Source organism: Bradyrhizobium sp. LA6.8 (genome assembly GCF_040547935.1).
In the GTDB taxonomy this organism is placed as follows: domain Bacteria; phylum Pseudomonadota; class Alphaproteobacteria; order Rhizobiales; family Xanthobacteraceae; genus Bradyrhizobium; species Bradyrhizobium barranii.
This window is the reverse complement of the sequence record NZ_JBEPQQ010000011.1, coordinates 153,565-165,696: the sequence shown is the minus strand read 5'-3', so window position 1 is coordinate 165,696 and position 12,132 is coordinate 153,565. Positions and strand designations below refer to the sequence as shown.

13 protein-coding genes and 1 tRNA gene are annotated in these 12,132 nt (G+C 64.7%); 8 read left to right on the top strand and 6 right to left on the bottom strand.

Going from position 1 to position 12,132, the window contains the following annotated elements; translation table 11 throughout:
• The first annotated feature begins 12 nt into the window (after positions 1–12).
• The 5 genes from ABIA90_RS38515 to ABIA90_RS38495 all read left to right on the top strand — a co-directional run bounded on the left by ABIA90_RS38515 (position 13) and on the right by ABIA90_RS38495 (position 3,673).
• Positions 13–1,329, top strand: a complete 1,317-nt coding sequence (locus ABIA90_RS38515) for a tetratricopeptide repeat protein (protein ID WP_354121458.1) — start codon at positions 13–15, stop codon at positions 1,327–1,329.
• Between the two features lie 202 nt (positions 1,330–1,531).
• Positions 1,532–2,107, top strand: coding sequence for a hypothetical protein (locus tag ABIA90_RS38510; RefSeq protein WP_166104179.1), 576 nt, complete (start codon positions 1,532–1,534; stop codon positions 2,105–2,107).
• A 55-nt stretch (positions 2,108–2,162) separates the two neighbouring features.
• Positions 2,163–2,510 carry a DUF3088 domain-containing protein gene (locus ABIA90_RS38505; RefSeq protein ID WP_354121457.1) on the top strand — a complete coding sequence of 116 codons (348 nt, stop codon included), beginning with the start codon at positions 2,163–2,165 and terminating at the stop codon, positions 2,508–2,510.
• Between the two features lie 133 nt (positions 2,511–2,643).
• Positions 2,644–3,219, top strand: coding sequence for a cysteine hydrolase family protein (locus tag ABIA90_RS38500; protein ID WP_354121456.1), 576 nt, complete (start codon positions 2,644–2,646; stop codon positions 3,217–3,219).
• Between the two features lie 127 nt (positions 3,220–3,346).
• Positions 3,347–3,673: a hypothetical protein gene (locus ABIA90_RS38495; protein WP_354121455.1), complete on the top strand. Its 327-nt coding sequence runs from the start codon at positions 3,347–3,349 to the stop codon at positions 3,671–3,673.
• A gap of 31 nt (positions 3,674–3,704) precedes the next feature.
• On the opposite strand, the gene ABIA90_RS38490 is transcribed toward ABIA90_RS38495, so the two are convergent.
• Genes ABIA90_RS38490 through ABIA90_RS38480 form a run of 3 tightly spaced genes read right to left on the bottom strand, consistent with a single transcriptional unit; the run spans position 3,705 to position 6,375 of the window.
• On the bottom strand, positions 3,705–4,973 hold the full coding sequence (locus tag ABIA90_RS38490; protein WP_354121454.1) for a flavin monoamine oxidase family protein: 1,269 nt from the start codon (positions 4,971–4,973) through the stop codon (positions 3,705–3,707).
• 9 nt (positions 4,974–4,982) lie between these two features.
• Positions 4,983–5,693 carry a RibD family protein gene (locus tag ABIA90_RS38485; RefSeq protein WP_354114077.1) on the bottom strand — a complete coding sequence of 237 codons (711 nt, stop codon included), beginning with the start codon at positions 5,691–5,693 and terminating at the stop codon, positions 4,983–4,985.
• Positions 5,694–5,712: 19 nt separating this feature from the next.
• Positions 5,713–6,375, bottom strand: a complete 663-nt coding sequence (locus tag ABIA90_RS38480; protein WP_354121453.1) for an FABP family protein — start codon at positions 6,373–6,375, stop codon at positions 5,713–5,715.
• A gap of 143 nt (positions 6,376–6,518) precedes the next feature.
• On the opposite strand from ABIA90_RS38480, the gene ABIA90_RS38475 reads away from it, so the two are divergent.
• The 3 genes from ABIA90_RS38475 to ABIA90_RS38465 all read left to right on the top strand — a co-directional run bounded on the left by ABIA90_RS38475 (position 6,519) and on the right by ABIA90_RS38465 (position 10,559).
• Positions 6,519–8,639 carry an ATP-binding protein gene (locus ABIA90_RS38475; protein ID WP_354114075.1) on the top strand — a complete coding sequence of 707 codons (2,121 nt, stop codon included), beginning with the start codon at positions 6,519–6,521 and terminating at the stop codon, positions 8,637–8,639.
• 899 nt (positions 8,640–9,538) lie between these two features.
• Positions 9,539–9,766, top strand: coding sequence for a DUF3551 domain-containing protein (locus tag ABIA90_RS38470; RefSeq protein WP_071909266.1), 228 nt, complete (start codon positions 9,539–9,541; stop codon positions 9,764–9,766).
• A gap of 409 nt (positions 9,767–10,175) precedes the next feature.
• On the top strand, positions 10,176–10,559 hold the full coding sequence (locus tag ABIA90_RS38465) for a PLDc N-terminal domain-containing protein (protein WP_028147401.1): 384 nt from the start codon (positions 10,176–10,178) through the stop codon (positions 10,557–10,559).
• 554 nt (positions 10,560–11,113) lie between these two features.
• Here the strand turns inward: ABIA90_RS38465 and ABIA90_RS38460 are convergent.
• The 3 genes from ABIA90_RS38460 to ABIA90_RS38450 form a co-directional block, all read right to left on the bottom strand.
• Positions 11,114–11,605 (bottom strand): hypothetical protein, encoded by a 492-nt coding sequence (locus ABIA90_RS38460; protein ID WP_063986738.1) that lies wholly within the window; start codon positions 11,603–11,605, stop codon positions 11,114–11,116.
• A 114-nt stretch (positions 11,606–11,719) separates the two neighbouring features.
• Positions 11,720–11,983 carry a hypothetical protein gene (locus tag ABIA90_RS38455; protein ID WP_354121452.1) on the bottom strand — a complete coding sequence of 88 codons (264 nt, stop codon included), beginning with the start codon at positions 11,981–11,983 and terminating at the stop codon, positions 11,720–11,722.
• Positions 11,984–11,988: 5 nt separating this feature from the next.
• Positions 11,989–12,064 (bottom strand) — tRNA-Phe (locus tag ABIA90_RS38450).
• Positions 12,065–12,132: the final 68 nt, after the last annotated feature.

Sequence of the window (12,132 nt, the reverse complement as noted above, 5' to 3'; positions counted from 1 at the left end):
GAGCTGAAGACGATGACGGCGCACGAAGACCGCTACGGCCTTTCACTCTCGACGTCTTCGCACGAGGCGGCAAGCGCCTATCGCGAAGGCGTCGATCTCATGCTGGCCGGCTGGACCGGTACGGCGGAGGCGCTGGAACGCGCGATTGCGGCCGATCCGGATTTCGCGCTTCCCCATATCGCCCGCGCCCGCGTGCATGCCTTCTATCAGCAGGGCGACCTCGCGCGGCAGAAGGCGGCTGTGGCACGCGAACGCGTTGCCAAGCGCGGCACGGAGCGCGAGCGCTCGCATGTCGAGACGCTGGCGCTTGCGATCGAAGGCCGGCTGCCCGAGGCGATCGCATCGACGCTGAAGCACATCGACGCATGGCCGCGCGACGCGGTGGTGCTGTCGCTGCCGCTCGGCGCGTTCGGCCTGTTCGCGTTCTCCGGCATGCCCGATCACGACCGCGCGCGGCACGAGCTGTGCGAGCGCGTCGCGCAGCATTATGGCGAGGACTGGTGGTTTCTCACCATGTACGGCTGGGCCATGACCGAGAATGGCGACGTCGCGCGCGGCCGCGGCGTCACCGAACGTGGCTTCGACCTGCGCCGCCAGAATGCCCACGCCGCGCACGCCGTGCTGCATGCGATGTTCGAGGACGGCTCGATCGACGCGGCTGACCGTCTCGTCGACGCATGGATCCCCTCTTACGACCGCACCGGTATCCTGCACGGCCATATTCGCTGGCATCAGGCGCTCGGCGCGCTCGAACATGGCGATGCCGCCCGCGCGCTTGCGATCTATGCCGACGTCCTTCGACCCTCCGCCACGCAGGCGCCGCCGCTCAACGTCGTCACCGACAGCGCCTCGCTGCTCTGGCGTTTGACGGCTTACGGCCACACCGTGCCGGAGGCACTCTGGCTCGAGGCCGACGCCGCCGCGCAAAAACTGTTTCCGAAATCGAGCCTGCCCTTTGCCGACGTCCACATGGCGCTGTTCGCTGCGGCGACGCAGAACCAGGAGGCGCTCGCCGCGCGCCTCGCGGCGATCGAGCAGCGGCTCACTGAGGGCAAGCTGCCGGCCGGTCCCGTGGTGCCGGCGATCTGCCGTGCGCTCGTGGCCTTTGCCCGCGAGGATTACACCTCATGCGTGCAAACGCTCGCGCCCGTCCTCGGCGAGGTCGTGCGCATCGGCGGCAGCCACGCCCAGCGCGAACTGATCGAGGATACCTACATCGTCGCGCTCATGCGCAGCGGCGAGCTGCCCCGCGCCCGCGCGCTACTCGATGCCCGCCTGCACCGCCGGCCGTCCTTGCGCGATACGCGCTGGCAGGCGGCGACCGTCTAGCTCTGCCACGAAAAAAACATCGGTCTGGCAGCAAGTGGCCTGCTAGGACGGGATGGGGCGATCGGATGAATCGCCGATGGGTGGTGCGGTGGTATTCCAGTCGGGTTTAGCTGAACAAACGGGATCGCAACCAATTTGTGGTTCGCTCGTTGTTGAGCGGAACTTTTCCGCCGCCGTGGCACCCTGGCATACGAGCCTGATGATGCGCCTCCGCCGACCGGTCCTCGCCGCGGCCCTCGCGACTCTCGCAAGCCCTTGTTTTGCAGAGTCTTCCGCGCCCATTCCCGTCAACAACCCTCCGGCGCAAAACGCCTTCATCGACCTGCTGGCGCTGATGTCGGGCCACTGCAAGACGCTGAAGGTCGCGGGGCGCACCTTCGCTTGCAAGACGGTGGCTTACGCCCATGGCGACAAGGGCCGGGTCAATTTCGCGGTCGCCGTCGACGATCCCTCCGACGCCAACCACGTCGTGTCGTTCTCTGGCGAGAACGGCCAGCGCGCGGACGACAATTCCTACGAGCTGCGAATCGACCGCATGCTGCTCAATTCCAAGGACCGGCCCAAGGTCGACGGCCTGCCGGTGCCGGCCGAGCAGACCTCGACCGGCGTCTGCCGCCAGACCGGCAATTTCGCCGCAAAGAAGGTCACCGACGTCACCTGCACGGCGACCGACAGCGAGGGCCGCCGATACGAGCTGCTGTTCGTCTCCGACGGCAAGCCGGTGAGCGTACGCCGCATCCGGCAATCGTCGCCATCGATCCAGGATCCGTTCAAGTAACGGCATCATCCGCTGCTGCCGGCATGTATGATCGCGCCATGCTTTGGAGCGATTCATGACTCGCGACCGCCTGTTTCTGCTGCGCCCTGGTTTCGAGGATCCCGCCTTTCCGGGCCGGCGCTTCTATTGCTGGCATTGCGCGCTGATCGAGGGCGTGCTCGCCTCGTTTCCGCAGCTCGCCGAAAAGCTCGAGGTCGAGCGGATCGCATGGCCGCGGCCAAGGCTGAAGGTGATCGCGCTGGTCGGCGAAGAGAACCAGTCGCTGCCGCTGCTCGTGCTGGCCGACGGGACGACGTCGCCGCACCAGACCGGCAGTCACCACGGCCGCGCCTTCATCGCCGACAAGGACGCGATCCTCGCCGCGCTCTCCGAACGCCACGGGTTTCCCGATCCGCATCCGTGAGGGCCGAGCACTCGCGCAGCTCTCCGTGTCCGGGGCACGAGAGCTGTCGCGAATCGAGGGAAAATCGACATTGCCTGCCACGTCGGTCGCCCCGCATACTTCGCGCAGCAAGCAAGTCTGGAAGCCGCTCCTTATGTCCCACTCCCTTCCCGCCCTCGTCGTCGTCGACGTTCAGCGCGCATTCGATGAATGGGAGGCGGCGGGCAAGCGGCGCAACAATCCGGACGCGGTGGCGCGCATCGCCGATCTCCTCAAGGCATTCAGGAAGCGCGGCGCGCCGATCTTCCACATCCGCCACGAGGGCACCAAGCCGACCTCGTCGTTCCTGCCGCAAAGCTCCGGCTACGCGGTCAAGGACGAGGCGCGCGAAGCGCCGGGCGAGGCGGTGATCGTCAAGCGCGTCAACAGCGCCTTCATCGGCACCGATCTCGAGACGCGCCTGCGCGCAGACAACATCACGACGCTCGTGATCTGCGGCGCCACCACCAATCATTGCGTCGAGACGACGACGCGGATGGCCGGCAATCTCGGTTTCGACGCGAGCCTCGTGCGCGATGCGACCTGGACCTTCGACCGGATCGGACCAGATGGCGACAAGCATTCGGCTGAAGAGATTCATGCGATGACGTTGTCGAATCTCAACGGCGAATTCGCGCGCATCGTCGCCGCCGCCGACGTGATCGCTTCGCTCGAAGCGATGCGACAATAGATCGCGCCACATCAGATCAATTCACACGTTGATCGGAACTTCGTCTGCGTCGTTTCGACGCCCGCACTAGCCGGAACGCTCCGGACAGCCATCTGTTGTCACACGACTTCTCAACTGGAGTGATGACATGAAGTATCTTTTAGTCGCGATGGCTGTCGGTGCTACGGCGCTCGCCGGTGGATCCACGGCCAACGCGGCGGGCAAGGCCAGCGCAAAGCAGAACGCGCCAGCCGGCCAGTCCACCGACATCAGCGCGCAGCACAGGCACCACCACCACCACCACGGCCATCGCCATCACCAATGGCGCCATCACCACCACGGCTACTATCGTCCGCACTACCGGAGCTACGGCTATTACCCGCGGCACCACGGCTATTACGGCGGCGGACCGTACGGCTATTATGGTGGCGGAGGTCCCGGCGTGACGTTCAGCTTCGGCGGCGGCCGCTGGTGAGAGATAAGGCCCGTCTTGTGCGGGCCTTTTTTCATCCCCGCAAAATCATCTCCGCAGTCTCCAGCCCGCTCGCCAGCGCCGCCTCGACCGTCCCCATGTCGCGGCCGCGATAGAGCGCTTCACCGGAGAACAGCACCGGGCCGTCGGCGCGCGCGAGGATCGCCTGGGCCTCGCGCGTCCGCGGCGTTGCCCAGGAATAGGCGCCGCGGGCGAAGGGATCGTGCAGCCAGTTGGTCGCCGCAGCCGCCACGAGATCGCGCGCGATGTCGTCGCGCGACACGCCGAAGATGGCCGCAAGCGAATCGACCCCGGCATCGATCAGCCCTTGCCGATCGAGCTTCGCAAGCTCGGCCGTCCGCGGCCCGCCAAACCAGCCGGTGAGCACGGGATGCTGGTCCGGATGCCGCGTCCACCACACCGGGATCGACTGGTCCGACAGCAGGAAGGTCATGTCCGCGAGATATTCGTTTCGCTCGCGCCACCACGGCCGCGCGAACCGCAGCAGGATTTTTATCACGCTGCCGAAGCCGATATCGTCAGCAGCCGCAGCCTTCGCGCGTGCGCGCTCCGGAAGCGCGATCTCGCGCAACAACGGCAGCGGCACGGTGAGGATCGCGCGATCGCAGCCATGCGCGTCGCCGCCGGCACAGCGGACGGCCAGCGCGCCGCCCGTCTCCTCGATTGCCGACACCGCGCGGCCGAAGCGAAACGTCACGCCAAGCCCGCGGCACTCGCTCGCCAGAAAATCGATCAGCGCGCCGTAGCCGCCGACGATGCGCGCCTGGGTGTCATGCCCGCCGTCCATCCATTCCTCGCGCAGCGCCAGCGTCGAGGCGCGCTCGGGGTCGGCAGCGTCGTAGCCCTCGACCATGCGCTCGATCGAATGGCGCAGCTGGTCATACCCGGGCCCGGCGAAGTGGCTGCGGAGGAAATCGGCAACCGTGAGATCATCCCTCAACGCCCCCAGCGCGGCGTACAGCTCTGCCTCGTGCGGATCGTGACGGTCTTCGTGCGAGAGCCTCGTGCCGTCAAAGCTCCACTGGGTGCCTTCGATCTCCTGCAGCGACAGTCCCGCCTCGCGCACAAGCTTGCGCGTGACCGGCGCCTCGCCATGGACGAATTCGGCGCCGCCATCGGCGGGGTAGCCGAACTCCGATGCCGGCAGTGGATCGATGCGCCCGCCGCAGCGCTCGCGCGCCTCCAGGATCGTGACAGTCCTGCCCGCACGTGCCAGCTCGCGCGCCGCCATCAGCCCGGCCGCGCCGGCACCGACGATGACGATGTGCTCCAATTGTCCCATGCCGATGCCTTACTTGGGCATCGCTTGCGGGTCGTTCTTGATCAGATAGCGCAGCAGCAGAACGCCGCCGCCGAGGTCGCGCGTGCTCTCCAGCGTCATCGCGGCGAGCGGCGCGCGCTTGTCGCTGTCCGCGTCCGTCGAATCGAACACGAAGGGTGCGCCCCTGGCGCCATCGATCGCGGGGCTGAGGATCAGGTTGAATTCGTCGATGAGGCCGGCGCGCAGGAAGGCGCCATTGGCGATGCCGCCGCCCTCGACCAGCAAGCGCTTCACCCCTAACTCCCGATTGAGGATGTCCAGCGTCAGCGCCAGGTCGATCTCGGACTTGCCGGCGAAGATGTAGGACACACCCTCGCCGCGCAGCCCGGCCAGATGCGAATCCGGCACGCCCTCGGTCAGCACCACGACGATCGGGTCACCGCCGATGTCTGACCGGCCCCAGCCGATCTTGCCCTGCGCATCGAGCACGACGCCGTAGGTTTGGGCATCGCGCCGCGCGAACCAGCTTTGGCGGGGAAATGTCTCGCCCGCCGTTGCGGGATAGGGCTTGCCCTTGGCGAACTCCGAGCCGGTGACGCGGCCGATCACCCAGGCGTCGCCGCCGAGTTCGTCATGGATCTTCTCGAACCAGTCTGTGCCCGCCCCCTTCGGCCGCCAGCGGCTGGGATGCGTGCGGCCGTCCAGGCTGGAGTGCATCAGGCAAATGACGTAGGGCTTCATGCAATTCTCCGGGTACGCTTCAGGCCGACGATCCATCGCGCCCGGCACGATCCTTCACGATCACCGCCAGTGGATTGAGCTTGGGCGGCGCGACGAGCTTGAGCGTGTTGCTGTCGTGATGGTTGAACGGCGCGCCGCGCACGAACAACTCGGTCTGGATCAGATAGCTCCAGCTTCCATCATCGTTGAAGGTGATGTCGCAGCGATAGGAGTCGGTGCGGAAGGCCTGTTCCAGGAAATCGGTCGAGCAGATTCCATAAGCGGTATCGCCGCGCTTCGCCGTGACCGATATCTTCCTGTCATCCGGCCCGGCCTTGCCCGAGGCGAGCAAGACCTGTCCGCGCGGAATCGCGAGCGTCTGCATGATCAGCCCGGTCGCGGGCTCCCACAGCCAGTAGCCGACCTGGTCGTGGAAGGTGATGTCTTCCTCGGGCGTGTTGATGTGGATGTGATAGCGCAGCCCGTAAAACAGCTGCGGCCCGTTGGCCTGCGGGTCGATCGGGTCCATGCGGATGCGCTCGATGAAGGTCCGCCGCTCCGGCCCCTCCGCCTTCGGATTGATGTCGATGCCCTTGTCCGCCTGCCAGCTCCCTGCGAGACGGCGGAGCGGGCCGAGATTGGCAAGGCCGTCGGGCGAGACGTCCTCGGGCTCGGTGAAGATGTCGGCGGGAATGGGGAGCATGGGAACCTCGCGTCAAGTTGCGGGGAGCAGCAATAGCACAAGGACGGCGGGAATCGACTGGAATGGAACCAGAGCGCGCGCCGGGTGTTATCTGCGCTTGAGCACGAGCCCTCGAAAGCCGGCTCGAATGGGCAAGGACGCCCGTGTCACGCGTAGCGGGGGATCCGGTGCTGTCTGAGAAGGCTGCTCGGCGGTCGATTGAATTGGGCTTCCTCGCTGACGGAGGCAAGCTGGGCGCGATGATGAGCGCCCGCGACTGGTCGGATTCACCGCTCGGTCATCCCCGCGATTGGTCTCAGGCGCTGAAAACGACGGTCAGCATGCTGCTGGCCGCGCAAGCCCAGATCGTCCTGTTCTGGGGGCCCGACTTCGTCGCGCTCTACAATGACGCCTACGCCCCGGGCATCGGCGCCAATCATCCCCGCGCCCTCGGTCGCCCCGCGATCGAAAACTGGGGGGAGCTGTGGGACGATCTCGAACCGCTCCTGTCGGGCGTGCGCCGAACCAGAAAGACATTCGCCGCCAAGGATCGTCCGTTCTACGTCGAGCGCCACGGCTACGGCGAAACCAGCTACTGGGACGTCTCCTACTCGGCCGTACGGGACGATGACGGCTCGGTCGGCGGAGTGCTTTGCATCGTGTCCGAGACGACGGAGCGCGTACTGGGCGAGACGCGGCTGCGGGCGAGCGAAGCGCGATACAGGGAGCTGACCACGACCCTCGAGCAGCGCGTCGCCGAACGCACCGCCGAGCGTCATTTGCTGGCGACGATCGTGGAAACCACCGACGGACAGATCCAGGCGCTCGATCTCGATTATCGCTGGCTGGCGATCAACACGTCCTGCGCCGATGCCTATCAGCGCATCTACGGCAGGCGGCCGCAGATCGGCGATTCCCTGCACGAATTTCTGGCCGACCGGCCCGAGCATCTCGCTGCGGCGACCGCGATCTGGAGCCGGGCGCTGGCCGGCGAAGCCTTCACCAACATCGATGAGTTCGGCGATCCCCGGTTCGACCGCCGCGTCTACGAGATGAAGTTCGAGGCGCTGCGCGCTCCGGACGGCACGCGGATCGGCGCGTTCCTGACCGGGGTCGACGTGACGGATCGCCTGGAGGAGCAGGCGCGACTCGCGCAGGCCGAGGAGGCGCTCCGCCAGGCCCAGAAGATGGAGGCCATGGGCCAGCTCACGGGCGGCGTCGCGCACGACTTCAACAATCTGCTCACGCCGATCGTCGGCCTGCTCGACCTGTTTCAGCGCAAGGGCATCGGCGGCGAGCGCGAGCATCGCCTCATCGCCGGCGCGGCACAGGCGGCCGAGCGCGCCAAGACGCTGGTTCAGCGCCTGCTCGCTTTCGCGCGCCGGCAACCGCTTCAGGCCATTCCCGTCAACATCGGTCTCCTCGTTGCCGAGATGGGAGACCTGATCTCGAGCACGACCGGACCGCAAATCCAGGTGACGGTGGACACGCCGGAAGACCTTCCTGCGGCCATGGCTGATCCCAACCAGATCGAGATGGCGATCCTGAACCTCAGCGTGAACGCCAGGGATGCCATGCCCGGCGGCGGCAAGCTGCGCATCTCGGCGAAGGCCCGGACGGTTGGAGACTCTCACAATTCGGAATTGGCACCGGGCGCCTATGTCTGCATCTCCGTCGCCGATACCGGCATCGGCATGGACGAGTTCACGCTGGCCCACGCCGTCGAACCGTTCTTCTCGACCAAGGGCGTCGGGCGAGGCACCGGTCTCGGTCTCTCGATGGTCCACGGCCTTGCGTCACAGCTCGGCGGCGCGCTGACGATCAGGAGCGCCGTGGGCGCGGGGACGACGGTCGAGCTGTGGCTGCCGGTCAGCCACGCCGTCGCGAGCGCCATTGATGCCGTCCCGCAATCAAAACTGCGGCCACAGCCCGTCGGCACGGCTCTGCTGGTGGATGACGAACCGCTGGTGCGCATGAGCACCGCCGAGATGCTGGGCGAGCTCGGCTACAACGTCGTCGAAGCCGCCTCGGCGGAGGACGCGCTTCAGCGCGTCAGGGAAGGCCTGCGGCCGAACCTGCTCGTCACCGACCATTTGATGCCCGGCATGAGCGGCACAGACCTCGGCCTCGCGCTGCGCAATCAATATCCCGAGCTCCAGATCCTCGTCGTGTCAGGCTACGCCAACAACGAAGGCATCACGCCGGACCTGTCGCGGCTGACGAAGCCGTTCCGAAGCGATGAGCTGGCGGCGAGCCTGGCGGGCTTGGCGAAGGCGGGGCGATAGAAGACGCAAGCGGACGAACAGCTCGTATGAGCGAGAGCGACATGCCGGTGCGATGACATGTATCGGCGATCACGCCGTGATGATCGATGCGCGGGCGACTGTACCCCAGTCCGATCGGAGGAGGCTGCCCAGCGGACGAACCTCCTCAACCCCAGCCGCATCTACTTCAACGCCAGACTCTGGGCGTGAACTGAGAAGACCGAGGTGGAGGCCCGCCGGTTCACGCTGGCGGGCTCGCTACGTTCTGAGAGCGTCAACCGCGTGGGCGACGAGAACGCCGATGCTGAGTACGATCAGGCAAATAATCGCCGCTTGAAATAACATCGGAGTAAATCCCGTGGGCCAGGGTCGGCTTTTATAAGCCCTCACATTCCGCCAGCATTTGGCCACCCAGAAGGCGCTTCGGTGTCCGCCTCGTTACAAGTATGCAAGGTTCATTGGCCTTGCGCGACGACGTCTCACTCCTTCAAAGCGGTGCGAGAATCTACCAGTCGATCAGCAGCACAACGATTACTAACATGGCGTAGATAGTCCTGCGGCCGATCCGGTTCATTGAAGAACCTCATATTCAAACGCCACGCCCTCGGGATCGTTCTCCCCGAACCATGTCTCTGCGGCTCCATCTGGCGCGACATCGGCGCCCGCCTGCCGCAGGCGGCGCAGATGAAACGGGGCTCGCTATCCGAAAGCCGTACGTCATCCGGCCAGCAGTCCGCATTCAAGGACACGCAATGGCAATTGTTACGTTTACCTACAAGCGGTTCCGAGCCTGAATAGCATGAGCGCTTTTCGCGCCAGGTAGCATCAATAAACGCCCCAGCGTCTGGCAAGGGCTTTTACTGGCGGTATTCCCCTCGCGCCGCCAGTATATTCACCTCCATCCATCCACGGAGATCGATATGCATCGTGTCGCTCCGATGCTGACGTTACTCACTGCCGCTGTATTCCTTGCTTTTTTGGAGCCAGTCCGAGCTGCCGAGGCGGATCGATACTGCCTGCGAGGTCGCAATTGGGGCTTTCCGGGCAATTGTCAGTTCGCCGCCCGCTCGCAATGCCTGGCTGCTGCTTCTGGCACGAACGCATATTGCGGCATCAACCCGCGCTATGCCGCTCCGCGGCGGCGCTAATCAGCGCTCGGAGCTATTCGGCGGCACGGCATGGCAGAAGCGGTCAATCAAGGGAAGGCCCCCGATGCGAAAGCTTGCACTGTTCGTCATCCTGCTCTCGTTCGCAGGAATGGTCCCTTCCAGCGAATCATTTGCTCAGAGTGCGCTTCGAGGTGCCGTCATCGGTGGTGCTGTTGGTGGTCGCCGCGGCGCTGCCATAGGGGCGACGGCCGGAGCCATCGCGGGCGCCCACCGGCGACATCAACATTGGCATCGATATTATTGGAGGAACGGCAACTGCTGGTACCGCTCGACCAGCGGAAGGTCGCACCGCGTGTCGCATCGGTACTGCCGTTGAGCCTTCGCGTAGCGGGCCGTGCGACCGGCCTACAGGAAAGATCGAGAACGGCAACTCAATAAGGGGATCGCAATGTTCTTCGCTCAGGAAGGATTCACATATCGAAATTTTCTGATGGATATAATTGCTGTATTCGCATTTGTCGTTTGGTTCTGGCTGCTCATTGTCATCTATGGCGACCTGTTCAGGCGCCACGACATTTCCGGATGGGGTAAGGCACTGTGGGTGCTTGCACTTGTTCTGACCTCCTACCTCGGCATCTTTGCTTACCTCATCACCCAAGGCAGGGGGATGGCGGAACGCAGCGCTGAGCAGGCTCAGCGGGCGCGCGAGGAATTACGGCACATCGTCGGCTTTAGTGTCGCCGACGAGCTTTCCAAGCTCGATCAGCTCAAAAAATCGGGATCCATAACCGACACCGAGTACGGGCGCCTTCGCACCAAACTGGTCTCCTAACCATCGGTGAGGGAAGCGGGAGGCCCATGATGTTCGCAAAGCCTTTTGGCACCGTTGGAGCTCTTATTGCTGGCTTTGCAATTGCGTGGACTGAAAGCGCGCATGCGGAAATATTCATAACAACCGCCACCATATCGCAGGGCGAGTTGGTCATCGTCGGAAGAGTAAGACGGCCCCGCGAGCCCAGCGTGGAAATCAAGATCAGTCCGAGCAAAACCGTGAAAGTCGAGAGCACTTCGACCGGAGGATTTCGGTGGATTGGACCGGAGTTTCCATCGACTTGTATCGTAAAGATCACGTCCGGACCTGATACGAGAGACGTGGTGATACAGAATTGCGGCCTCCCCGGGCCAGCGGGTCCTCCAGGGCCGGCCGGACCTGCAGGCCCGATCGGACCGCCCGGGCCCAAAGGGAATTAGAAGACAGACTTGCGGGTTTGCAGGTTGCCCACCGGATCGCTCTCGCATCAACAATCGACGATGCGCGGGCGACTGTGCCCAGTCCGATCGGAGGAGGCTGGCCTAGCCGACGAGCCTCCTCAACCCCAGCCGCCCCTACTTCAACGCCAGGCTGCTGCAATACGCCGAGGTCTCGCCCGATCGCCAGCCGGTGACCCGTCCGGCTTCCTTGCACTCGTCGTAGGTCTTGAAGTTGCCGACGTTCCGGCACGTGAAGGAGTACACGCCGCCCGAAGCGTTGCAGCCGACCCAGGGCTGATTTCCCGTCTTGAAGCTCGATTGGCAACCGCCGGCACAGCTGCTCGTTTCGCGTTCGAGCTTGGCGAGCCTCGCGGCATCCGACATCGGCGCCGCCGCGGCCGTCGATGTGGCTGGCGATGTCCGATACCCGGTGCTGCGGATGGCCACGTGATGCGTTGGCTTATGCGGCCTCGCCACCTGTCTCGGCGCGTCGACCGTGATGCTGGGAAGCTGGGTCTCGGTGGGCGTCGGTTGAGACATCGCCGTGCCGCTCAGGCCGCACAGCAACAGTGCAATCGATGGGAATGTGACAGCGGGACGCGCAACGAAGCGTGACGACAACGTCATGGCCATGTCCTTCCAGATGCGGAGGGACAGTCCATTCCATCCCCCGAGACGAGGATATCACGCGCCGATTGAAGTTGCATCGCCGAACCCTGCAACTTGATTCGGCCGCTCTCGTCATCCGCCCGTGGTGATCAACCACTGGAAGAACGTCATCAAAACGGCGACCGCGATGGCCACGACGATGAGGTTTGGCTCCTGGAGCGGGTGGAAATCATCGTTGCATTCCGCCTTGAAGCGGGCGCAGCCATGAATGAGCATCGTCAGCAGCACCGCGCCCGCTAAACCAAGGTTCGCGCTCAGCCACGATGCGTGGCATCCCTGGAATAGATAGGCCGGAGAAATTGGCGTCAGCGGATGCCGGAGAACGAGGGCAAACACCAGGATGGTGCCCAGGGGCGGAATCGAACCACCGACACTGCGATTTTCAGTCGCATGCTCTACCAACTGAGCTACCTGGGCGTGCTCCAAAGAGGGGCCAAGGCCCATCGAGCGGGCGGTTTATAGTGGGCTCGGAGCGGCATGTCCAC